The following is a 23,201-nucleotide window of genomic DNA, read 5'->3' as shown; positions in this document are numbered from 1 at the left end:
ACAGTTGAGTATATCTCTGTAGACTACTGTTTCAAGCGGTTAATTGTTCATTTTTTAAATTTTTGCCAAAACTTTGACGGGCAATTTTGGATGGCAACAGTAGTTGTTGTTCCTACTAGCAACCAAGCTGAAGGCACAAACGGCACCCATACACCCCAGATTAATAAACCAAGACACAGTAAATAAAGTATGCCAGAGGTAAGACCCAAGGCTAATGCCAACAAGGGTAGCCGCCGCCACCGCCAAACTAGCAAGCCACCAACCACAGACCAGCCCCAAATCCAAAGTATTTCCCATCCAAAAGGCCACACTGTCAGCAATGGTCGCTGATTTAAGACGGCACTAATAATTTGGCTAATCATGTGTGCCTGAACAGTAACTCCGGGCATTTGTGCGTCTAATCTGCTGTTGAATGGTGTTGCCCAATAGTCAGGAAAATCACCTTTAGCTGTCACCCCAATCAAAATAATTCGGTCTTTGATGGCGTTAGAGTTCATCGGACTCGATAAAATTTGGGTGAGTGTGACGGTTTCAGCAATTTTCTTGGTAGCGCGATAGTTGAGTAAGGTTTGACCGCTATTGGCATCAATGCCTTGATAGCCGCTACTACGAGATGATAAACGGGGAAAAATGGTATTACCTAACTGTAAATTTCCTTGGGGGGTAAATTTTGGTTGAATTCCCAAGGGTAAAAGATAACGAAATGCCAATTGTGTGCTGAACGCATAGTCAGCAGAACACAGAGATGCTGTTTCTGGGGTAAAAAACATCAAATGGCGACGCACCACTCCATCAGGATCATGAAGAAAGTCGCTGAATCCTTGCCGATTTTTGGGAATTTCTGGTGGTGGTTCAATGCCTTTGGTCATGACAGTTGAATCACTACCTTTACACACACCAATTAAATTATCAGTTTTTTGCAACCTTTGAGCTAGTTCTGGGAGTTCGGCGGGAAAATCACGATAAATATCTAAGCCGATCGCTCGCGGTTGGTATTCTTGTAATTTGATTAGTAAGGCATTGAGTGATTGATCAGATAAAGAAGTTCCCTTCAAAACCTGACCGCTACGGCGTTGGTTGACTAAATCAGCATCGTCAATGGTCACTATTAATAGTCGCGGATCTGACCCTTCATCGGGGCGCGATCGCATCATTTGATCGTAAGCTTGGAGTTCTGCACTTTGGAAAACTCCGAAAAACCGCAGCCCCAAAATTGCTAATGTCATAATGACACTAGAGGCTATGCCTAATTTCCAGTAGAGTTTGGGGTATTGAGATTTACTTTTGATTGGGGGTGTGATTTGTCGCCAAGTTAGGGGGATTTGGGCAGGATTTTGACAAATTACTGGTAGCCATGTGGCACAGGGAAATCTATCTTCTAAGCCTTGCAAACGTTCCCTGGCTTGGCGGACTGCTTGATATAAAGATTCGCCCCCGGCAAAACTTGTTAAAAAATATTTCAAAAATTCTTGGGCTACTTGGTCGGGGACAGGTTCGCGCATAATCACCATTTGGGGAATATGCAGATCAGCTAATTCTCGCGCTAGTCCCAAACCATCACAGGAGTTAAAAATTGCCAAGTGCAAGCCCCGTTCAATGGCTTGTTTGAGGGCGTATCTTAACTCGTGAATAGTCAAACTATCGGTTTTGTTTAAATAAATTCGTCCGGTGACATCATCTCCCTGACTAGAAGTGTGTCCCGCAAAGAATAAAATATCCCAATTTTGTCGCCAGAGAAAATCGTTTAATTCTTGACGCTGGGGTTCTACTAAAAAGGTGATATCGGCATTTTGACATTGTTGCAAAATGGCTAAATCTGCTTGGGTGTCAATGCCTTGACTGTTGCCAACGATGGCTAAAATTTTAACTTTTTGGTTTTGCGTGCGGAGTTGGGGGATGCTGTCGTAGGTTGGTGAGGCGATCGCTATTTCTGCTTTGGGATAACGTTCTAGTAATTCCCACAGATGCCAAGGTAATCTCTGCAATTGACTATTATCTGTTTGTAAAATTACCCGTACCTCATCCGTAGGTATGAGTTTTTCTAGCCATTTCTCCCGCAGTGGGCGAAATTCTTCGGAACGCAACCAAGTATTAAAACGCGCCTGTAAAACATGGGCTAAATCTTGACAACTTTGGGTAATAGAAACATTTGTGACTTGGATTTTCTCAGCATCTAAGCGAAAGGTATTACCAATTTGACGATAACTTGATTGCCAACGGGTGTAGTATAGCGGCATTTCTGGGCATGGTGGTAGTCTACCAGTGATTTCTGTGGTTGGGCGATCGCTTTCTTCACCAATCTGAAGCGTCACAGCAAACCCTTGGTTAAAACTAACGTCTCCAAATTTCAAAACCACTAACTTAGCCATGACCAATAAAAAATTTTAAATTTTATCGAAAATTGCCGAGTACTAATTTAAATCTAGCCCCTAGCCTCTAGCCCCTAGCCCCTAGCCTCTAGCTTGTTTTTCAAATCATAAATTGTTCTCTCACACTCATATCATTTAACGAAATTTCGACGCTAAATTGTTCTTGAATGTCTCCCCGAAATTGCAATTGAATGTAATTATCTGCGCTGCGGGCTTGGGCTTCTAAAAATACTGCGCCTGACTCATCTAATACTGTGAGTTTTACACCTTCTGGCAAATAAACTTGATTAGTCGTGGGGTGCAGTTGCAAACGAATACTGGTTTTATTTTCTTCTGGGCTAATTTCGACAATCAACATTAAGGGTTGATGAGCAATTTGAATACCCAAATCAATGAGTTTTGCTCTTTTAGTAGTTTGTGACTGTTGGTTAGCCGATGATTCTTCCGTGGTTACACTACCACGAAAAGCATAATTAGGTCTAGAATCTAACAATTCTCTTAAAGCTTCCACTGTTTGCCAGCCTGCATCCACTTGACCGATAAACCATTGGCTTAAATTTACTAAAGCTTTAGCTGGAGAAGCTTGTAATTGGGCGATGCGGTCAATTAATGCTTCTAGAGGTTGTAGTTGATGCAATGGTAAAAATTCATCATGCACACTCCGCATAAACCCTAATATATGGGCTTCATGGAGAGATTCATCTACTTGCACCACTACATAACCTACTCTGTCCTCCCAAGTTTCAGGCGGAATGAAACAAGTTTGTTCATTTAATTTGACTGGGCGACATTCTAAACGACCAACAGAGGTAATTTCTAGGTCAGCTACGTTACTACATAACTGCATTATTGGGTTCCAACTATCGCCAACGTTGCGGTTGGTGGGAATTTCCATTAATTGCAAATACTCATTCACCACCCAGACGGCCAATGTATTTAATCGTACTTGTTCCGCTTTGGTTGAGTTTGGTTGTTGATGGGCAAATCTTTCAGCCATCTTACAAGCGGCTTGAGTGATAGGCAACGTGATGCCTAAATCATCTACTCTCTGGGTGGTGCGAGTCATAATGTTATACCTAGTGTTCAGGACTGTGTTGTAGTATCTATCGCCCAGGCTCAATAAATTTATGCCACAAAATCAAGAAATAAAAGAAATATCCTGATATTTTTGTGTATTCATAAATTTGTGCTATTGCAAGGCAAAGATATATAAAGTTTGTATGAAGCGGTTGCTGTTAATTACAGAAAGATTTTCCCCGGATGTGGGGGGTTTGGCTAGGAGTGCGACAAGGCTAGTAGGGACGCTGTGTCAGTTGGGTATAGCAGTTGATGTTGTTACCTGGAGTCGTTATCTACAACCGGGGGAAGTTCTACCACCGGAAAGTATAGATGGCAAATCCCGTGTTTATCGTATTGGGCTATACCGTAATTGGGATATGACTATGCCCCATACTTTAAATGTGCTGGAATGGTTGCATTCTTGTTGGCATTATGATGCAGTGTGGGGGCATTATGTATTTCCAAGCGGTTTTTTAGCAACTTGGTTTGGGGGAATGCAAGGAATACCCAGCACTGTTAGCGCCCGTGGTAATGATATTGATAAAGAAATGTTTCCCCCTGGTGATTTTGCCCGTTTGCAATGGACGTTGCAACAAACTCAAGTCATTACGGCTGTGAGTGCTGATATGTCGCGCAAAATTCAGCTATTGAGTGGGAGAAATGATGTGTTGGTGTTGAAAAATGCCGTAGATACAGAAATTTTTGCCCCTCAGTCGATACAAACCAGTCAAATTACCCCCCTTAATCCCCCCTTTCCAAGGGGGGAAATAAGCAAATCTAGTTCCCTCCCCTTGGAAAGGGGAGGGTTAGGGTGGGGTAACAAGAGTGATACGATAACTGGCGTGTATACCGTAGAGTCGGCAGTAGGGAAAATTAATAGGGAATCTTTAGGAATTGCGCCAGAAGAAGTAGTATTAGGGTTTTGTGGAGAATTGCGGGAGAAGAAAGGACAGCAATTTTTATTAAATGCTTTAACCACAGTACGAAATCAGCGTCCAGCTTATTTATTGATTATCGGTGAAGTACGGGCTTCTCAGGAATCTGTGCTGCAAGTTTATGCAACTCAATACCCAGAACATGCACAAAGAATTATTATGACGGGACATTTACCTGATATTCAAGCTGTGGCGGCGCATTTACAATTGTGTGATGTGTATCTCCAGCCTTCACTGTGGGAAGGAATGCCAAATGCACTTTTAGAAGCAATGGCTTGTGGTTGTTGCTGTATTGCTAGTGATGCGGGGGGTATCACTGAAGTAATTACACATGGTGAAGATGGTTTTATTTTGCCGCGATCGCAACTGCATAAATTAGGTGAAGCTGTTTTAGAATGTTTGACAATGCCCAGCACCCTCAAATCTCAAATTACTCAAGCTGCACGCGATCGCATCCTCAAAGAATATTCTATCCCTCAAGAACAACAGCGACTGCAAATTGTTCTCGACCGTCTTTTAAAAAACTAAGGGTGAAATCAAGTCAAAAGTCAAAATGCAAAATCAAATCAGCAAACTACCCTATCCCCCTTGTCTCCCTTGTCTACCTTGTCTCCCTTCTCCCCTTCCTCAACCCCCAACTCGGTATAAGCTGCAATTAAAGCCTCACCTGCCAGTTGCCAAGTATAATGCTGTTCTATTCGCCCTCTAGCATTAGCAGCGAGATAAGTTGCTAATTCTGGTTCATTTTGTAAGCGCAAGACTGCATCTTTTATAGCTTTGGCGGAACTGGGTTTAACTAACAAAAAATGTACGCCATCTTCTCCAAGTTCTCGCACTACTGGTAAATCACTAGCAATTACAGGTGTACCTGTCGCCATTCCTTCTAAAATCTTCAGTGGACAGCAGCCTTGAATTAAGTTGCGATCGTTTGGTGTTAAAGGTGCCAAAATCACATCAGCATGATGAATATATTGAACTAATTCTTGCTGTGATATTGGTTCTAGTATTTTAAACTGTTCAGCAACTTCTAATTTCACAGCCAGTTGTTTTAAAGTTTTAATTTGGTCATATCTGGCTTGTCCAATTACCGTTAAATCAGCAGGAATCTCGCGGTTGATTAAAGCTAAAGCTTCAATTGCTAAATTTACACCTTGCCACGGTGACAAAGTACCAAAATATATGAGATTGATAGATTGATTGTTTAAATTTTGGTTTTTTCCAGAGTAGGTAAATACATCCAAATCTACCCCATTAGGAATTACTCGAATTTTATTATCTGATATACCCCGACTTTGTAAATATTCTGAGGTAATACTACTGGGTGTGATAATTAAATCTGCTACTGCTAGACAAATTTGCTCTTGAGTATATAACTTATGTAAAAGCTCTTGATCATCCACAACATTTGGGTAGCGATATTTCAGCTCTATGGAAGGTAGTCCATTCACTTCAAAAATTAATTTTTGACAATATTTCTGTTTATTTTGTGCAATTACAAATCCTTCATAAATTGAACGAATATGTATAACTTGAAATTGCTTGTCTTGCAACCATAATTTCAATAAATGACGAAAATTCAAAATTCGCTGAATCAAATTATCTCCGCAAGCAGCTAAAGCTGTGTGTGCAACTTGTGGATAAATCTCTTGACTATCTATACATTCTCTGGTTGGTGAAACTGTTACTAAGTCGATACCATCAAAAGCAGTTCCTACAGCTTGAGCAAATGCTGTAATATGAATTGCTGCTCCTTTTGGTGCGGGTACAGTATCAAATGAAATATAAGCTATTTTTGATTGCTTCATAAATATATAGATGGCAGGTAGGCATTTTTAGCTAAACTTTCAATTAACCTATAGTAATCCTCAATCATTTGTGAAATTCTCTTTCTTTTCCTCTTTCTCTTTCTTTGTGTCCTACCCTTCGGGAAGCCGCTATCGCGTCTATGCGCCCTTTGCGGTTCGTTAAAAAGAATACTTTTTCACAACTCAAATAGGATTGCTATAGAATATAGTCGTGAATACCAACCTTACACATACTGCAAATATCAGATACAATTGCTCTATTTTGATAATTGAGTATAATCAAGGTAAAAGCAAAGTATAATTTATTAAAAAATATTTCAAAATATTGAAATAGATTGAAAAATTACTTTTTTTAACAAAAATCAAATAAATTCTATTAAAGCTGATTTAGTTGTAAATAATATGCCTATTGATGTAAAACAATTCCGGCAAAACTTGACTTATACAGCGCAAGCATCAATTAAGCAAGTAATAGCTGATTTGCAAGAGATAGCAGAGATTGATCACCTTGCCGAACTGAAACAAAAAGAATATGGCAAAAAGGCATTAAATTACTTTTGGGGAATATTAATTGCTGTTATTTTGATAATTGTTGGCTCTATTATTATACCTGATGCTCAATTATTAGGTGTGCTGATCCTCTTATTAACTTTAGCAATTTTTGGGCTGGCGATCGCTTTTATTTTGGCATTAGTCAAGCGGTCAAAGTTCGGTAGAATCAACGTGATTAATTATCGTTACCAATCTACACAAAAAATCTTACAAATGTTAGCGAGAGATATGGATACAAATGCAACTATTGATTTGCATCTATCTTTTAAAATAACTGAAAAAAACGAGCATAAAATCAGTACCACACCCCACCCTAGTAAAACTGATTGGAAAATAGATAATTATCAACATGAATGGATGAAAATTCAAGGACAGTTTTTAGACAAGACTCGCTTTGAATTATCTGCAACTTCTTTATCTAAAAAGCAATACGGCTGGAAACGTGGTAGCAGTGGTAAAAATAAATATAAATCAAAAATTAAATCTGGAGGATTAGATATTCACTTAAATATGGTCTATCCTCAGCGTCGCTATGGTGCAATCAAAGTTTTAAAAGACGAAATTGATGGAGCATTAAAATTACCAAAATTATCTAATCTGCGAAACTTAAGATTAACCGATAAATCTATGCAGCTTGCAGTTAGAATAGCCCCTAATGTCGCTGACAATCAAGAGGAAATATATCAAACAGTTACAGCGATGTTTTTAAGCCTTTATCAAGTGCTGAATCTAGCAAAAGCTTTGTCTAAATAAATACAGCATTTTTCAGTTGAGTACAGTACAAGTTTATATGGACTAGAGACTAGATGAATGTACTTTATTGGAATGAAAAACGCAATAATACAAACTGTTAGTAGTAGTATCTATAGCAATCCTAAAATAATTTATAAACCTCTTTCTCCCTTGTCTACCCTGTCATCCTTGTCTCCCTTGTCTCTGTTGTTCACATATCAAATAGAAATACTATAGTGATCAAGATACTACAATAGACTGATAATGATTAAACAAACTTAAAAGCAGGTGAAATATGCAGTTAGAAATCAAACCACACCATTACACACCTGAAGAATATTTAGAACTGGAAGAGAAAGCAGAATTTAGGAATGAATATCGTGATGGAGAAATTATTCCCATGACTGGTGGTACTACTAATCATAATAAAATTGCTTTGAATTTAGCTGTATTTCTAAAAATGATATTGAAGGCTCAAGATTATGAAATATATATCAGTGATGTCCGCTTATGGGTTCCTCGATATCGCCAGTATACTTATCCAGATGTGATGGTAATTGCTGGAGAACCTGTGTATACAGGAACAAATACGACTACTGTGATGAACCCTTGTTTAATTACCGAAGTTTTATCAAAATCACCTAAAAACTATGACCAAGGTGATAAATTTACTTATTATCGCTCAATTCCTGAGTTTAAGGAATATATTTTAATTGACCAGTATAACTATCATGTTATGCAGTATGTTAAAACTGCTGAAGGTCAATGGTTATTTACTGAGACTGAAACTCAATCAGCAACTTTATCGATTCAAACACTTAATGTTGAAATTACATTGAGTGATATTTATGAACGAGTTAATTTTACGGACAACAATGAAGAAAGCTAAACTAAATCTATGAAGAATAGAGTTTTAAAAATTGCAACTTTAGTTTTTTTGATTACCGCTATTTTAGGCTGTAGCAATGCAAGTAACAAGACTGTAGAACAGCCAAATCAAGTAAATAGTCCTCCTGTGGCTGAAAATACAACTAATGTAGCCACGCGGACTGATAAAATTAAAATTAAAACCGAAACTGGGACAGATTTATTTGAACTTAAGCCGCAAGCAGATGGCGCTAAATTAGTTGATGGAAAAGAGCAAGAAATAGCTAGAATTAAATCAGAAAAATCTGGTAAATTAAAATTTAAAAATCCTGCGGATAAAACTTTGGGTTATGTAGTTACGGAAAAAGGGTCTTGGAAGTTAGAAAATTCTAGTCAAAACCAAGATTTATATAGTTTGAAAAAACAGAGTAATGGTGATTATGGCTTAGAAGATGGAGGGAAAAAATTAGTTTATCAGATTAAATCAAATGATAAAGGTATCGAAATTTTAAAACCTAATAAACAGCTAGTTTATCAAATTAGAATTAAAGAAGGTAAGACGGCTTTAAGAAATCCATCAGGTAAAACCGTGTTTTATACCAAATCAAGCATTTCACCAATTGCATTTGCTTGTTTTGGCTTTGATGTTCTCAACCGCGAACAGCAAGCAGCCTTAGCTTATGCAGTCAATTTAACAGGAGGACAATAGACTTTGCAAATACAGCTAACTTGGATAGATCCAAATACAGGCGATCGCAGAGAACCAGTCTTAGAAACCCCAGTGGCTATTGGTAAACAATTTAATGCCATGCCACAGCAAATTTATGAACAAAGAGTTTCTCGAATAGTTATCGAGGATGACTTAATTGCAGATTACCATGCTTTGATTGACTGGCAAAATCAAGAGTTGATAATTATTAACCAAAATACAAATAATTCTATCAAAATTAACGATACTCAGTTAACTAATGGTATCTTGCAAAATGGCGATCGCATTCAAATTGGCAGTTGTGAAATTGTCGTCAACTTTGCCAATCTAGGAGAGTGCGATCGCATGGTAGGCTTTTTATTTAAACGCCGTTGTGGACGCACCGATAGAACCAAATGCCCTGACTGTAATACATCTTATGATGATGATTATGCCTATTATCCCGAATATGGTAGTTACCGTTATTGGGGTAGTAGTTACTATCATGACCGCGATAACTATTCATACAACCACGAAACAGGTAATGTAGACTTTACCGAAGCTGATGCTGTCAGTTTTGAAGCAGAAAGAGATAGCGATTTTGAAACCAATATGGGAGCAAGTTGAATGTGAAGGGGGTGGGGAGTGGGGAATTATTAGTTAATAAAAAATGACAAATGACAATTGACAAACACTTGGTTAATTTACGCCCTTGGGGGTGGTTGGGGACATTTAAATCGGGCTTTGGCTTTGGGGAGAATTGCCGCTAAAGATAGAAAAGTTACGATTATTACTAACAGTCCATACGCCTTAAAAATCAATCATGAAAATTGCATAGTAAATTGGATTTCTGAACAGGCTGGTTTTTCTACAACTTGTCAGCAAGTACGAGAAATCATCTTGAATACTCAATGCGATCGCCTAATTATAGACACTTTTCCTAGAGGCTTAGGCGGTGAACTCGCAGACATCTTACCGCAGTTGCAAGCCACACCACGCATTTTAATTCATCGAGATATCAACCCAGACTATGTAAACGCTAAAAATTTGCGGTCTTTTGTCGCCCAGAACTACGATACAGTGATTGTTCCCGGTGAAGGGCAAGATTTACCCTTGGCTGACTTACCAAATGTGCAGCATACAGCCCCTTGGTTAATTCGCAATTGTGAAGAATTACCGGATAGAATGAGTGTGCGATCGCATATTTTCAAAGTTAACCCAGATATCAAAACGATTTTAGTTTGTGCAGCCGGGAACGCTTCAGAATTGTCTTTCTTTGCCCAACTCACCCTGTGCTTACAGCAAAATTTTCCCCATTGTGTAGTCAGAATTTTAGCGGCTAATTGTCCCGCAGATATTCCCGAAACTTTATGGATATCGCACCATCCAGGAATTGAATGTCTAGCGGCTGCTGATATTGTTGTTGGTGGCGCAGGATATAACACAGTCTACGAATGTGTGGCTGTGGGTGTACCTTTGGTAGCATTTGCCTTTCAAAGATTGTACGATCGCCAAGCCAAAAGAGCTAATCAAGTTTACAGGGTACAAAATATACAACAGGCCATTACAACCGTCAGCACACTGTTAGACAGAATAGAGGTGACAAGAAATTTGTCTATGCCAACTTATATTAACGGTGCTGTCCAAGCACTACACTACATCTCAGCTTGAAATTCTCCTTGAAACTAACCTTGTGGTAGCAATCTTGCAGAAGCTTAGGATAGAGTTTTAGCCAAGCCATAAACAATGGCCATGTGTGGATCACTGCTACACCTGCGATCGCCGGTTGAACCAGCGAAAATAGTCAAAGTTACAACAAGTTTGAAGTTCAAGGAAGTTGTGATTAACCTACGCTTTGCCACCTCTGCTGATTTGGATCTGCTACGACATTGGGATGAACAGCCTCATGTGATGGCTTCAGATCCTAACGATGACTGGAACTGGGTAGTAGAACTGGAAAAAACCCCTGATTGGAGAGAGCAATTGATTGCTGAAATCGATGGTCGTCCCATTGGATTTATCCAGATCATCGATCCGGCTCGTGAGGAAAGCCATTATTGGGGAGATGTTGCAGAAAATCTGCGGGCTATCGATATCTGGATTGGGGAAGAGTCAGATTTAGGCAAAGGCTATGGAACAAAAATGATGCAGTTAGCCCTGGCTCGATGTTTTGCCGAGCCATCGGTAGCAGCTGTAATTATTGATCCACTTGCCAACAATACCCGCGCCCACCGCTTTTATGAACGTTTTGGCTTCCAATTTGTTGAATACCGAAGATTCGGTGAGGATGAGTGCTTTATTTATCGTCTTAATCGACTAGACTGGCAACATAACAACCCTGCTGACCATAGTAGTTCATGATAATGATCGATTTCTTTTAAATATCTACATTAAGCATTTAATTGAATTTACTTTACCAGTCGTTATAGAAGAGTTATAAGTTATAAGTTATGAGTTTATACCTTAACTTTTAAGCATTACCTGTACTGAATCGTGAATCTAACTCGACTGATTCCCATTTTTGATAATTCCGTTACTAGCTGGGCTGTAGAGGCGCGGCTGTTGCGTTGGTTAACCTTGATTTGGTTATTTTTTGGGTTAATTGTGCTGTATTCAGCATCTTACCCAGTTGCCGACGCGCGTCAAGGCGACGGATTATATTATTTCAAACGTCAGATTATCTGGGTGATAGTTTCGCTAATCGTCTTTAACTTGATTGTGAATCTGCCGTTACGCAAAATTTTGCGGGTATCTCATTGGTTTTTAGGACTGTTTTTACTGTTAATTTTCGTGACTCTTGTCCCAGGTTTAGGTAAAAAAGCGTTTGATGCAGCGCGTTGGATAGCCATTGGCCCCATCCCTATCCAACCATCAGAATTAATCAAACCTTTTTTAGTGTTGCAAAGTGCCAGACTTTTTGGACAATGGGAACAAATACCTGGGCGAGTGCGTTTGACTTGGTTGTTAATTTTTGGGTTGGTACTTTTGGGCATTCTTGCCCAACCTAACTTGAGTACAACTGCACTTTGCGGGATGACAATTTGGTTAATTGCCTTAGCGGCTGGATTACCTTATAAATATTTAGCTGGCACAGCAATAGGCGGAGTGTTATTAGCCGTACTCAGTATTAGCATCAAAGAATATCAGCGCAAGCGGGTGATGTCTTTTCTCAATCCCTGGGCAGATGCAACAGGTGATGGCTATCAGTTAGTTCAAAGTTTACTCGCTGTTGGTTCTGGACAAACTTGGGGCGCTGGCTATGGCTTTTCGCAGCAAAAACAATTTTTCTTACCCATTCAAGATACCGACTTTATTTTTGCTGTTTTCGCCGAAGAGTTTGGTTTTGCAGGTGGTATCGCCCTGCTGCTGATGTTAGCAGTGTTTACCACTTTGGGATTAATTGTGGCGATGAAAGCCAAAAATCCCGTTAATCGTTTAGTGGCGATCGGTGTCACTATTGTGATGATTGGACAATCTTTATTACATATCGCCGTTGCGACAGGCGCTTTACCAACTACAGGCTTACCCTTACCGATGTTTAGTTACGGTGGTAATTCGATGATTGCTAGTTTAGTTGCGGCTGCATTGTTAATTCGGGTAGCCAGGGAAAGCAACGAAGCTGAGGTTGTACCGTTACGCCGAACTCCATCGCGGCGAAAGTTATATAGGTGATAGGTTATTGCCAAGATTCGCCATCATTAATTTATAGAATATCTGAGAGTGGATGCGATCGCACCCACTTCTTTTTTACAAATTTTCTACTTTTAACTGCGTGTCTGTGTTTTGCCATGCGGTAATAAATTCAGTCTGCGTCAATTTAGCTGCATCATCTTTACCTTGGGCTTGCAAACTTGCTTGCAACCCAAACAAAGACCTTCCATTATGGGGATACTTTTCTAAATCAGCACGAAACACTTTCTCGGCTGTAGCATAATCACCCTTGGCTAACAGCACACCCCCTAATGCTTCTCTGGTGGGCAAATACCAATCTGGTGGTTCTACATAATCAAGGGCATCTTCCGCTACTACTGCTTGTTCTAAGTATCTAATTGCCAAATTGTAGTTATGATTAGCTTTGGCAATTTTGCCCTCCAGAACTTTTTGCGCGATATAAAGAATGCGATTAGCAGGAGTAAAGCCAATAGTCACCCCAGGCGGAAGTTTTTGGATTGCAACTTGTAAGGCGCTGCTTTCATCCGCCGCACTTTGCAGATTGCCTGTAGCTGTATAAGCTAAACCTTGGGTAAAATGCCAAAGTGCTGTGGTTGTTGGCAAAGTCGCATCTGGTGGTGGAGTGTGTAAAATTGCATCCCAATCATTGAACCTGGCCTGTATCAGCATTTTACTGCCCAAAAATCCCTCAACCAGAGGTATATGAGAACCCAGAGAATTAGCGTGGGCAATTAACGTATCAGCAGCTTGGAGTGCATCTTGATATCTACCCGCCATACTACTAGCCACCATGAGAAAATGTACATTGTGGCTAAAGTACATTTGGGCATAAAATCCCTGAATTTTATTTTTACTGATATAAGCAGCATCTTCGGCGATCGCTTGTGCATTTGATCGCATTGCCCCTTGATAATCTCCCACACGAAAATAAATATGGCTAGGCATGTGTACCAAATGTCCAGCAGCTGGAACGAGTGTTTCCAACCGTTTCGCACTGGCGAGGGCAAGTTCTGGATGCAGAGACGCTTCTACCGCATGAATATAGTAGTGATTTGCCCCCGGATGATTGGGATTTCGTTGCAAGACCGATTCTAAAACAGTGACAATTTCTGTTGTATCTGCTTGTGGCTGACCATCATGTGTCCAAAGTTGCCAGGGATGCAAATCCATCAAACTTTCTGCAAACAAAGTGGCTGCATCCAAATCATCAGGATATTTTTGGGTGAGATTTGCCATCGCTTGGGCATAGTCCACCTGTAATTCCTGCAAATCTGCATCAGGATTGGCAGCATAACGCTTTGCCAAAGCCGCAATATAATCTTGTTCGGGAACTGGTGCTTTCTCTGCCAGTGTCAAAGCTTGTTGTATTGCCTGATATGCCGTTTGTTCCTTTTCAGTAGTAATAACGGCGTTTATATTCGGCCCTAAAGCTAAAGCAATACCCCAGTAAGCCATTGCCATTTCTGGGTCAAGTTCCGCCGCGTGTTCAAAAGAACGCACCGCTTCATCATGATTAAAGCCGTAAACTAAGTTTAATCCCTGGTCAAAAAACTGTTGTGCTTCAGGATTTTGGGTGGAAACTGGATGATGATAAGTCCCTAAGCCAGGAATTAAGTTATATGAGGGTTTTGCTTCTGCAAGTACCTCACTGGGAAAGATGAACGTTAGTATGAGTACCCAAACTATTAATAAGTATCTCATAGCAATATTCCCATTTTTGATTACTATTTAGTATTTAGATTACAGTGACTGGAAAAGAATATATGCGTCTTGTATGAGTCAGAATCGCGATCGCTTTTCCCCGCCTTTCATCACATTTATTCAACTCTTATTTCTCTGAGACCTCTGTGCCTCTGTGGTTCGTTATTCCTCTAAAAACAAATAAGGTTCCAGAATGCTCATACCTGAAACCTTTAATTTATAGCTTTTTTACACTTAGTGCGGATGAAAGGACTTGAACCTTCACTCCTCTCGGAACTAGAACCTAAATCTAGCGCGTCTGCCAATTCCGCCACATCCGCATCAGTCAACTACCCTAGTATAGCATATTCTTCCAGGAAGAGAAACACTAAAAGGATGAAGTTTAAATAATTAATTATCAGGACTTACGCACAAAGATTATTCGTGGAGATTGGGTGTATGGGTGTAAGAATTTTGAATAAGTAACGCCGTGTGCAACTTTCTCTCAAACCTAACCCCCAACCCCTTCCCTTGTAGGGAAGGGGAGCAAGATTCAAAGCCTCTCTCCGCTTCGGGGAGCCAGCGCCGTGGGCGGGTTTCCCGACTTGAGGCGACTGGCGTGAGAGGTTTGGAGAGGGGTTTCAAGAATAAGTTGCACATCGCGTTAAGTACACCCCTATACCCCTAAACGCCTAAACCCTCACCAAAACCCTTGATTTTTCGTTTTGATGCGTTAGTCCTAATTATGTATACTTCACCCTCATAACATTCCCAAGAATGCTAGATAACTCCCACACGGGGTAGGCGATGCTTGAACCCACACAAAATTTCCCAAGAAATTGTATTTAATTGTGCAGCCCAATCATCAGCTGTGATTTGTTCTTTTCCTTGGTCGCCTAGTAAGGTCACAATTTCCCCTTCTTGAATCTCAGGAAGCTGGCTAATATCAATCATTAACTGATCCATTGTAATTGCGCCAATTTGCGGTACTCGCTGACCACGCAACAACACTTCCATCTTGTTAGAAAGGTTACGTGGTACACCATCCGCATACCCAATAGCCACAACAGCAATACGCATTTGTCTATCAGCCACAAATTGATGACCATAGCTAACACCAGTTCCAGCCGCAATCGTTTTCACCTGGGTAACTCGCGCTTTTACTTGTAAAACAGGCTTTAAGTTAATCTTGCGTTGTAAATGTGGTGCAGGCGCAAGACCGTAAACCCCTAAACCCACTCTGACCATATCGTAGTGCAGTTGGGAATCTGCCAGGGTGGCGGCGGTGTTGGCTAAGTGCAAGCTCGGAATTTTGATGCCGATTTTTTGAATTTGGGCGATCGCCGTTTTAAATCTGCTATGCTGTTCTGCCATAATTGCCGGATCAGGACTATCGGCAGTCGCTAAATGGGAGTAAACACTGGCTATGGTCAAATGTGGTAAGCGTTCTACTAACTGCACAAACTCGGCTGCTACTTGCCAATCAGTCCCTAACCGTGACATTCCTGTGTCCAATTTAATATGTACAGGTACAGGAGAACCGTAGTTAATTGCTTCTAAAATATTGGAAAAAATTAAAGCTTGTTTAGGACTGCACAACGTCGGCTGGAGTTTCCAATGGGCGATCGCATGAATTTGTTCTGGTGTCTGGGTTGCCCCTAAAATTAATATGGGTGCTTGTATCCCTGCTTCTCGTAATTGAATCCCTTCGGGGACTGTCGCCACCCCTAACCAACTCGCACCTGATTGTAATGCTGTTTGCGCGACTGTAACTGCACCATGCCCATAAGCATCAGCTTTTACTACCGCCATCAACTGAGTACGTGGTGATAACAACTGTTTTAGTTGCTTGACATTGTGTGACAACGCCTCTAGGTCAATTTCTACCCACGCACGCTGGGAAAACCACGCATAGGTGTCACACTGTTGATTAGATGCAATACCCGTCATTTGATCACGACTCAGCATATTTCCGTTCTCCTATCACACCACCACTAATAGATATTCATACTCATATAAACTACTTCCGTGTTAATTGAAAAGTTTTTCTTAAGACCAATTGAATGTTTAGATCAGAAGTATTTGAGTTTGGGAAAGATCATCAACCCCAGTTAATAAAAATTTACAAGTGTTGCTTAATACCGCAAATTTCTGCCCAAAATCAGGCTAACTGGCGATTTATCATCAAAATTGTGCCGTGCAACTTAACTTTTCCGACTCTTATTTTCAAATTTCTAATTTAAATACAACAATTATTCAATTATTCCGGAAGTATAATTTATTCTCATCTCCCAAGGAGAAGAGAATCGTGTTAATATATGTAAAACTAATACCTTGAGCGTTAATCAATGGGGAAGGTTTTAGTCTTAAACGCCTCTTACGAACCGCTTAATATTACGAGCTGGCGACGTGCTGCGGTTTTGTTAATTAAAGGCAAGGCAGAACGAGTCGAACACAACGGCAGACTACTTTACGCGGGTTTTCCATTACCAACGGTGATCCGCCTACGTCATTACGTGCGTGTTCCCTATAAGGAAATGCCTCTGACTCGCCGGAACCTCTTGCACCGTGACGGTCACACTTGTCAATATTGCGGCTATACAGGGGATGAGTTGACGTTAGATCATGTCATACCGCGATCGCGTGGTGGTGGCGATACCTGGGAAAACATCGTTACGGCTTGTGTCCGTTGCAATGTAAAAAAGGGCAATCGCACGCCTCAAGAAGCCCACATGCTACTGCGTCATCTACCCCGCCAACCTTACAGCAGCCTCTATTTTGAGGTTAGTAAGCATCTTAAAAGTGGACTGCATCAAGAGTGGCAAAAGTATGTGATAGGTCTTTGACACTAATAATTCCACCCTAGTTAGCACAGCCACAATGACTGATTGTTGGTGTGATGGTTTTGTTTGAGTTGGGGCAACAGTAGGTTAGATTGCTCACATACTACTATGATTGGTGTTGCATCCTATACAGGAGTTGCATCTGCTTATGGGTATGACCCGACAGTAGCTGCAAAAGTAGTGTGCTGGCATCTGCCTAAAGAATTCAACAGTCTTTTATTGTATATCCATAAACCAAAAAAATCTAGACTTGAGTCAAAAATTCTCTCCAACTGAGAGAATGGTCTAGGGAAGGGAAAAATTAGAGTTTGATCACAAAGCTGAAACATTGATTTTCTGCCGTTATATGTAATTTGGCAGAACTTCATAAAATTTTGCCGGGTTATCTTGACAAAAAATACACCAAGATACGTATCCCAAGTATTCTATATTTTTGCGAAGATCAAGATGTGTGGCTAAATCAGTAAAACCCTGATTGTAACTTTCTCAATCAATCCAGCCTCACACTTAACAAAGATGTTTTCTATGCAACTAAATTCTTCCTTGAAGCAGTCAGAGAGTTTTTCATTGACCACAGAACCCAATCCAGAAGATGCTGAGGTAGACCACCAAGAAGTAGTTGAACTACCTCTGAATCGGCCATCCTTACCAGCATCTACCAGCGATGGGGTGAGTGTTTATCTCAGTCAACGTAACAATTCCTTAACTTTTCAAAAAGCAGAGGAACTACAAAAGACCTTATTAGCCCATAGACATGAGCGCCAGCTAATTATTTTGCAGGATTTTCCTGACCCTGATGCGCTCTCATGTGCGTGGGCTTACCAGCTAATTGCTCAACAATATGATATTAAGTGTGAAATTATTTATGCTGGGACGTTGAGCCATCAGGAAAATATTGCCTTAGTCAAGCTGACAAATTTACCTGCACAGCGTTGGACACCGCAAAACGTCAAATCTAAAGATTTGTCTTGTTATCAAGGTTTTGTACTCATTGATAACCAGGGAACCACCAGTCAGTTATTAGCGACTGTACAGCATTCAGGCATACCCTTAGTAGCAGTGATTGACCATCACAGCTTACAATCAGAACTTAAATCAGAGTTTGTTGATGTCCGTCCTTATGTCAGAGCGACAGCAACGATTTTTACTCAGTATTTGCAGTCAGGTTTATTGGCTTTAGACAGCAGCATTAGCCAACACGTAAAATGTGCTACAGCCTTGATGCACGGCTTGAGATCGGATACAAATCGACTGATGCAAGCACAAGAAGAAGATTTTATGGCGGCTGCTTACCTGAGTCGATTTTATGATGCTCAATTATTAAACGCGATTCTCCAGGCGAACCGTTCTAAGCGAGTGATGGATGTAATTGAGCGATCGCTAAAAAATCGTATAGTGCAGAATAACTTTTCCATCGCCGGCGTTGGTTATCTGCGCTACGACGACCGCGATGCGATTCCCCAAGCGGCTGATTTCTTAGTCACAGAAGAAAACGTCCACACCGCCGTAGTTTACGGTATCGTTCACGATGAAGACGATGAACTCGAAGTTGTCATCGGCTCCCTGCGAACCACCAAACTCACCCTCGACCCCGATGAATTTATCAAAGAAGCCTTTGGTCAAGACAGCACCGGACGCTTTTTTGGCGGTGGTAGAACCAGTGCGGGTGGTTTTGAAATTCCAATGGGTTTCCTCTCAGGTAGTAACGAAAATCCAGCCTACGCCAAGATGAAATGGGAAGTTTTTGACGCTCAGATTAAACAGAAATTACTGAAGTTAGTTAACCCTAAAGATAACCCAATTCAGTCAGAGTAAATCTTGCGATTGAAGACAGGATAAAGTTGAACTTAATTTAAATTGGCAGCCAGAAATTTATTTCTTGGCTGTTTATTTACTTTATGCTATGAACTTGAGTAAATGGTGTCCGATTTACTTTTCGCTGCTATAGGACTCATATTTGATTTGGGAAAAAAATCAGTACATTCAGATCAGCCTTCTGTCCTACTCCCGACTCCTCATTCCCTATTCCCTACCTACACAAATAAATTCAGAAATCAAACCGGATTCCCATAGACTATTCCATCAGTTTAATTTGCTGATTAGCTGTGGTTTGCGCCTTTAACATTGCTTGCTGTAATGATTGTTGTCCCAACAAAGCACTGACAAATTGATTATCAAAATTATTCATAATAGCTGCGGGATATTTACCAACTTGCCACGGTGTTGCATAATTCACCCCTGCAACCAATGGTTTTCGCAGAATATCTTTGTCATAGCCTAATTTTTGTGCTACCGATTTTCTGGTTGGTAATGCAAATCCTGTAGCTGTCCATTTTTGCATTCCGGCTTTACCAGTTAGGTAAGAAATCAACTCCCAAGCTGCTGCTTTTTGCTGAGATTGCTTGTTCATCACATAGGCGACAGTAAACACCATTGTGCCTTTTTGATTGTTAATGGTGGGTAATTCTGCTGTGGCAAATTCTAGTTGAGGAAAGGTTTCTTGGAGATAAGGAATCGCCCAGTTACCTTCAATCACCATTGCGACTTTACCCTGTCCAAACATTTCGCTACCTGAGTTTGTCCCAACATCAGATTTTTGGGCGGATGATTTATCTTTTTGATACTGGTCGATAACTAATTGTAAGCCTTGTAAACTTTGTTCGCTGGCAAAGGTAGCGTAACCGTTCTCATCAATAACACGTCCATTAAAGGCTTTAATTTTATATACTTGTCGTGCTAATTCAGGTAATTCACCAAAACCATATTTGTTGAGCTTGCTTGTTAGTTTTTGGGAGTAAGAACGCAGTTCTGACCAATTTGTTGGAGGACTATTTAAGCCCACCGCATTCAAAGATTTTGTGTTATAAAAAAGAGCTAATGTAGAATAGTCTTTTGGTAGCCCATAAATATGGTTTTGATATTTAAAGCTATCTAACAGGGTAACTTCAAAGTCTTCTATGTCAAATTCTGGTTGAATGTAATTATCTAAAGGTTCCAAAACATTTTGACTCATCAAAAAAGGCGCTTCCAGTGCATCAAGATAAAATACATCAGGGGCTGCGTCTCCAACCAAACGGGTTTTGATGACATCCATATATTGGTCGGAAATAACTTCATATTTAACTTTGATGTTGGGATGCTGGGCTTCAAAGTCTTGTAGAACTTGTTTTAATAGCTTTTGCTCAACTTGAGAACCAGCCCAGCCACTCAGTTTAACGGTGACTGCTTTGGTTGTTGTTAATGGTAGCTGGTGACAGCTAATAAAAGCGATCGCCATCACTAGAACTACACCCAAAAATTTCCCCAAGTTGATTCTTTTCACAGATGGATGACATGAGTTTTCACTTCACTTATATCGTCTGTTGCTCAAGACAGATGTTTAATAAATCTGAATTTTTGTTGAGAATAAGCAAGATAAAATAACAAAAAATTATAACCAAAACTGCGCTGAGGTGCGTTACTTCAAAAACAACTATGGATTCTGTTCAGCTTGAAACTGCTGCTTCTCTGACTCTGGAAACTCTGGAAATACCCCAGATTGTTACCCCACCAACTACTCTTGTTCCAACTCCCAAACCTGCTTTTCGTTTTCCCAAGGATGCTATTCGGACTAGTTTACGCGCCTCTACAGTGGATGCTGTTTTAGCAACAGTTTTTTCGATAACTACAGGCGGTATTTTACTTAGCAATTTCCTTGTGGAATTAGATGCTAGTCCGGTGGTGTTTGGGTTGTTATCTTCTATACCCATGTTGGTGAATCTGATTCAGCCTTTGGGTGCTTATTTATCAGAACGTACTACTAGCCGTTTTCGCTATGCGCTGGGGATATACGGAACATCTCGATTATTGTGGCTAATTTTAGCGATCGCTATTGCTATTTTTAGTTGGGGCAGTATCACTTCTCAACAGTTAGTTGTATTAACCTTGTTGATTGTTTTAGCCACTCATCTTTTAGGCGGGTTGGGGTGTGCATCTTGGATGAGTTGGTTAGCCATAATTGTTCCCCGAAGATTGCGCGGTAGGTATTTCGGGATTCGCAACAGTGCGGTTAGCTTGACTAATTTAATTTGTATGCCTTTGGCTGGTTTAATCGTATCTCATTGGGATGGTGGAAATATTCAAGGCTATGGAATAGTGCTGTTAATTGGGGTGATATTTGGCATTGTTAGTATTGGTTGCCAATATTTCAAAATAGACATCAATCCTCAATTGCAAAATTCTTTAGCTTCCATATCTCCAAACAACACAACAGATGAATTAGTTGCATTACCTACTATTAGTATTTGGAAAAACTACAATTTTTTAATATTTCTGATTTATATCAGTTTATGGATGTTTGCTGTTCATTTGAGCGCACCCTTCTTTAACCTTTATATGTTAGATACTTTGAATATAGATGTTAGTTGGGTAACGCTGTACGGCAGTTTACAGGCTGGCGCAAATTTATTGATGCTGATTTGGTGGGGCAAATTAGCAGACCGGGTAGGCAATTTACCTATTTTAATTTTTGTGGGAATTTTGGTAGGGCTGACACCAATTTTGTGGTTGGGAATTAATGCCAGTCAACTTGATATTTGGGTATGGTTGCCACTTTTACATATTTTGGCTGGCATAACTTGGGCAGCAATTGACTTGTGTAATAACAATTTGCAACTAGCGATCGCACCTATGAAAAATCAGTCAATTTATTTTGCGATCGCGGCTGCGGTTGCTGGTGCTAGTGGCGCTTTAGGCACAACTATCGGCAGTTTTATCGCTCAATTTGCCCTGTGGGGCGGCTTACTTGGCTTATTCGCCCTCTCTGGCTTGTTGCGCCTAGCTGCACTTGTACCACTGTTTTTTGTGCAAGAACCAGGAAGGTAAGGGAGTTGGGAGTTGTGAGTGGGGAGTTATGTATTTGTTCTTGCGATCACCCTATTCCCTACTCCCTATTCCCTACTCCCTCATTACTCAACTGCTGTAGAACTCAACGTCATCGACTCCCACAGCATCATCGAAGGGGCTGTTGTAACTGGTTGATGTAAAGCAATTAGCTGTGCTAAGGTTTTCTTTAACTGAGTACGAGGCACAATCTCGTCTACAAAGCCATGCTTGAGTAAATCTTCCGCAGATTGAAAATCTTCTGGTAATTTTTCGCGGAGGGTTTGCTCAATGACGCGCCGACCAGCGAAACCGATTGTAGATTTGGGTTCTGCCAAAATAATATCGCCTAACATGGCAAAACTAGCGGTTACGCCGCCTGTGGTCGGGTTGGTCAATACGGGAATGTACAATAATCTGGCTTCACGATGGCGGTCTAAAGCTGCGGAGATTTTTGCCATCTGCATCAGGGAAAGCATACCTTCCTGCATTCTCGCACCGCCAGAGGTGCAGACAATAACTACAGGGTAACGTCGTCCGGTGGCTTGTTCAATTAAGCGGGTGATTTTTTCGCCAACAACGGAACCCATACTACCACCCATAAACCGGAAGTCCATTACTCCCAAGGCTACAGGCATTCCGTTGATTTGTCCTAAACCAGTTTTTACCGCATCTACAAGACCGAGTTTGGTTTCCATTTCCCGCAGGCGATCGCTATAAGGTTTGCGATCGCGAAATTGTAAGGGGTCGGTCGGGCGCAAATGCTCATTTATCGGTTGCCAAGTATTGCTATCTATCAATTGGCGGATGCGTTCATCACTATCTACCCGATTATGATGTCCACATTCGACGCAGACCATTTGATTAGCTCTCAAATCTTTTGTATAGGTTAAAACACCACACTGAGAACATTTATGCCATAGCCCGTCAGCAATTTCCCGTTCTTGTCGTTCCAGGTTGGTAGAGCCTGATTTTTTTCGATTTGCAAACCAATCAAACAGAGACTTTAAACCGCGTGATTCTTCGTTGTTTGCCATTTTTATCTTATTCAAGTGGGGTATGGGTCAAAAACAGTCATTGGTCATAAATCATCTGTCATTAGCCAAGGACAAATGCTTCATGACTACGTAACCAAAATT

General features: G+C 40.6%; 18 protein-coding genes and 1 tRNA gene. 11 read left to right on the top strand and 8 right to left on the bottom strand.

All coding sequences use genetic code 11. From position 1 onward, the window contains the following. Positions 1 to 47: 47 nt before the first annotated feature. Together H6G28_RS22505 and H6G28_RS22500 are read right to left on the bottom strand one after the other, a co-directional pair. On the bottom strand, positions 48 to 2,369 hold the full coding sequence (locus tag H6G28_RS22505; RefSeq protein WP_190674322.1) for a CHASE2 domain-containing protein: 2,322 nt from the start codon (positions 2,367 to 2,369) through the stop codon (positions 48 to 50). Between the two features lie 100 nt (positions 2,370 to 2,469). Further along, positions 2,470 to 3,435 carry a DUF1822 family protein gene (locus H6G28_RS22500; protein ID WP_190593384.1) on the bottom strand — a complete coding sequence of 322 codons (966 nt, stop codon included), beginning with the start codon at positions 3,433 to 3,435 and terminating at the stop codon, positions 2,470 to 2,472. A gap of 154 nt (positions 3,436 to 3,589) precedes the next feature. Between H6G28_RS22500 and H6G28_RS36930 the strand changes: the two genes are divergently transcribed. After that, on the top strand, positions 3,590 to 4,891 hold the full coding sequence (locus H6G28_RS36930) for a glycosyltransferase family 4 protein (protein WP_242054630.1): 1,302 nt from the start codon (positions 3,590 to 3,592) through the stop codon (positions 4,889 to 4,891). Between the two features lie 38 nt (positions 4,892 to 4,929). Here H6G28_RS36930 and H6G28_RS22485 read toward each other — a convergent pair whose 3' ends face one another. Next, positions 4,930 to 6,168, bottom strand: a complete 1,239-nt coding sequence (locus tag H6G28_RS22485) for a glycosyltransferase family 4 protein (RefSeq protein WP_190674320.1) — start codon at positions 6,166 to 6,168, stop codon at positions 4,930 to 4,932. 402 nt (positions 6,169 to 6,570) lie between these two features. Between H6G28_RS22485 and H6G28_RS22480 the strand changes: the two genes are divergently transcribed. The 7 genes from H6G28_RS22480 (at position 6,571) to H6G28_RS22450 (ending at position 12,679) form a co-directional block, all read left to right on the top strand. Then, positions 6,571 to 7,473, top strand: coding sequence for a hypothetical protein (locus H6G28_RS22480; protein ID WP_190593386.1), 903 nt, complete (start codon positions 6,571 to 6,573; stop codon positions 7,471 to 7,473). Between the two features lie 274 nt (positions 7,474 to 7,747). Continuing rightward, positions 7,748 to 8,341: a Uma2 family endonuclease gene (locus H6G28_RS22475; protein WP_190674318.1), complete on the top strand. Its 594-nt coding sequence runs from the start codon at positions 7,748 to 7,750 to the stop codon at positions 8,339 to 8,341. Positions 8,342 to 8,350: 9 nt separating this feature from the next. Next, positions 8,351 to 9,028 carry a hypothetical protein gene (locus H6G28_RS22470; protein WP_190674316.1) on the top strand — a complete coding sequence of 226 codons (678 nt, stop codon included), beginning with the start codon at positions 8,351 to 8,353 and terminating at the stop codon, positions 9,026 to 9,028. A gap of 3 nt (positions 9,029 to 9,031) precedes the next feature. Beyond that, positions 9,032 to 9,634 (top strand): FHA domain-containing protein, encoded by a 603-nt coding sequence (locus tag H6G28_RS22465; RefSeq protein ID WP_190674315.1) that lies wholly within the window; start codon positions 9,032 to 9,034, stop codon positions 9,632 to 9,634. Between the two features lie 57 nt (positions 9,635 to 9,691). Then, positions 9,692 to 10,678, top strand: coding sequence for a glycosyltransferase (locus H6G28_RS22460; protein ID WP_190674312.1), 987 nt, complete (start codon positions 9,692 to 9,694; stop codon positions 10,676 to 10,678). An 81-nt stretch (positions 10,679 to 10,759) separates the two neighbouring features. Beyond that, positions 10,760 to 11,368: a GNAT family N-acetyltransferase gene (locus H6G28_RS22455; protein ID WP_199332908.1), complete on the top strand. Its 609-nt coding sequence runs from the start codon at positions 10,760 to 10,762 to the stop codon at positions 11,366 to 11,368. Between the two features lie 132 nt (positions 11,369 to 11,500). After that, a complete protein-coding gene (locus H6G28_RS22450; protein WP_190674310.1) occupies positions 11,501 to 12,679 on the top strand; it encodes an FtsW/RodA/SpoVE family cell cycle protein in 1,179 nt (392 codons plus the stop codon). A gap of 75 nt (positions 12,680 to 12,754) precedes the next feature. On the opposite strand, the gene H6G28_RS22445 is transcribed toward H6G28_RS22450, so the two are convergent. From H6G28_RS22445 to alr, 3 genes are all read right to left on the bottom strand, one after another. Further along, positions 12,755 to 14,380, bottom strand: a complete 1,626-nt coding sequence (locus H6G28_RS22445) for a tetratricopeptide repeat protein (protein WP_190674306.1) — start codon at positions 14,378 to 14,380, stop codon at positions 12,755 to 12,757. Between the two features lie 238 nt (positions 14,381 to 14,618). After that, positions 14,619 to 14,700 (bottom strand) — tRNA-Leu (locus H6G28_RS22440). Between the two features lie 439 nt (positions 14,701 to 15,139). After that, on the bottom strand, positions 15,140 to 16,327 hold the full coding sequence (gene alr, locus H6G28_RS22435) for an alanine racemase (RefSeq protein ID WP_190674304.1): 1,188 nt from the start codon (positions 16,325 to 16,327) through the stop codon (positions 15,140 to 15,142). A 380-nt stretch (positions 16,328 to 16,707) separates the two neighbouring features. Here alr and H6G28_RS22430 point away from each other — a divergent pair, with 380 nt between their 5' ends. Next, positions 16,708 to 17,205: an HNH endonuclease gene (locus H6G28_RS22430; RefSeq protein WP_062288673.1), complete on the top strand. Its 498-nt coding sequence runs from the start codon at positions 16,708 to 16,710 to the stop codon at positions 17,203 to 17,205. A gap of 522 nt (positions 17,206 to 17,727) precedes the next feature. Continuing rightward, entirely contained in the window at positions 17,728 to 19,017 is a 1,290-nt protein-coding gene (locus H6G28_RS22425; RefSeq protein ID WP_190593394.1) for a DHH family phosphoesterase, read from the top strand. A gap of 259 nt (positions 19,018 to 19,276) precedes the next feature. Here H6G28_RS22425 and H6G28_RS22420 read toward each other — a convergent pair whose 3' ends face one another. Next, positions 19,277 to 20,479, bottom strand: a complete 1,203-nt coding sequence (locus tag H6G28_RS22420; protein ID WP_190674440.1) for an ABC transporter substrate-binding protein — start codon at positions 20,477 to 20,479, stop codon at positions 19,277 to 19,279. 197 nt (positions 20,480 to 20,676) lie between these two features. Between H6G28_RS22420 and H6G28_RS22415 the strand changes: the two genes are divergently transcribed. Further along, on the top strand, positions 20,677 to 22,065 hold the full coding sequence (locus H6G28_RS22415; RefSeq protein WP_190674301.1) for an MFS transporter: 1,389 nt from the start codon (positions 20,677 to 20,679) through the stop codon (positions 22,063 to 22,065). An 83-nt stretch (positions 22,066 to 22,148) separates the two neighbouring features. Here the strand turns inward: H6G28_RS22415 and accD are convergent, their stop codons facing one another. Then, positions 22,149 to 23,099, bottom strand: a complete 951-nt coding sequence (gene accD / locus H6G28_RS22410) for an acetyl-CoA carboxylase, carboxyltransferase subunit beta (protein ID WP_190674298.1) — start codon at positions 23,097 to 23,099, stop codon at positions 22,149 to 22,151. Between the last annotated feature and the right edge of the window lie 102 nt (positions 23,100 to 23,201).

The sequence above is a fragment of the Nostoc sp. FACHB-190 genome, assembly GCF_014696905.1.
Taxonomy (GTDB): domain Bacteria; phylum Cyanobacteriota; class Cyanobacteriia; order Cyanobacteriales; family Nostocaceae; genus Nostoc_B.
This window is presented reverse-complemented; position numbering and strand designations above follow the sequence as displayed.

Bases quoted from the DNA above. Each gene is read 5' to 3' on its own strand.
- H6G28_RS22505 (WP_190674322.1), bottom strand. From the start codon at position 2,369: ATGGCTAAGTTAGTGGTTTTGAAATTTGGAGACGTTAGTTTTAACCAA.
- H6G28_RS22500 (WP_190593384.1), bottom strand. From the start codon at position 3,435: ATGACTCGCACCACCCAGAGAGTAGATGATTTAGGCATCACGTTGCCT.
- H6G28_RS36930 (WP_242054630.1), top strand. From the start codon at position 3,590: ATGAAGCGGTTGCTGTTAATTACAGAAAGATTTTCCCCGGATGTGGGG.
- H6G28_RS22485 (WP_190674320.1), bottom strand. From the start codon at position 6,168: ATGAAGCAATCAAAAATAGCTTATATTTCATTTGATACTGTACCCGCA.
- H6G28_RS22480 (WP_190593386.1), top strand. From the start codon at position 6,571: ATGCCTATTGATGTAAAACAATTCCGGCAAAACTTGACTTATACAGCG.
- H6G28_RS22475 (WP_190674318.1), top strand. From the start codon at position 7,748: ATGCAGTTAGAAATCAAACCACACCATTACACACCTGAAGAATATTTA.
- H6G28_RS22470 (WP_190674316.1), top strand. From the start codon at position 8,351: ATGAAGAATAGAGTTTTAAAAATTGCAACTTTAGTTTTTTTGATTACC.
- H6G28_RS22455 (WP_199332908.1), top strand. From the start codon at position 10,760: ATGTGTGGATCACTGCTACACCTGCGATCGCCGGTTGAACCAGCGAAA.
- H6G28_RS22445 (WP_190674306.1), bottom strand. From the start codon at position 14,380: ATGAGATACTTATTAATAGTTTGGGTACTCATACTAACGTTCATCTTT.
- alr (WP_190674304.1), bottom strand. From the start codon at position 16,327: ATGCTGAGTCGTGATCAAATGACGGGTATTGCATCTAATCAACAGTGT.
- H6G28_RS22430 (WP_062288673.1), top strand. From the start codon at position 16,708: ATGGGGAAGGTTTTAGTCTTAAACGCCTCTTACGAACCGCTTAATATT.
- H6G28_RS22425 (WP_190593394.1), top strand. From the start codon at position 17,728: ATGCAACTAAATTCTTCCTTGAAGCAGTCAGAGAGTTTTTCATTGACC.
- H6G28_RS22420 (WP_190674440.1), bottom strand. From the start codon at position 20,479: ATGGCGATCGCTTTTATTAGCTGTCACCAGCTACCATTAACAACAACC.
- H6G28_RS22415 (WP_190674301.1), top strand. From the start codon at position 20,677: ATGGATTCTGTTCAGCTTGAAACTGCTGCTTCTCTGACTCTGGAAACT.
- accD (WP_190674298.1), bottom strand. From the start codon at position 23,099: ATGGCAAACAACGAAGAATCACGCGGTTTAAAGTCTCTGTTTGATTGG.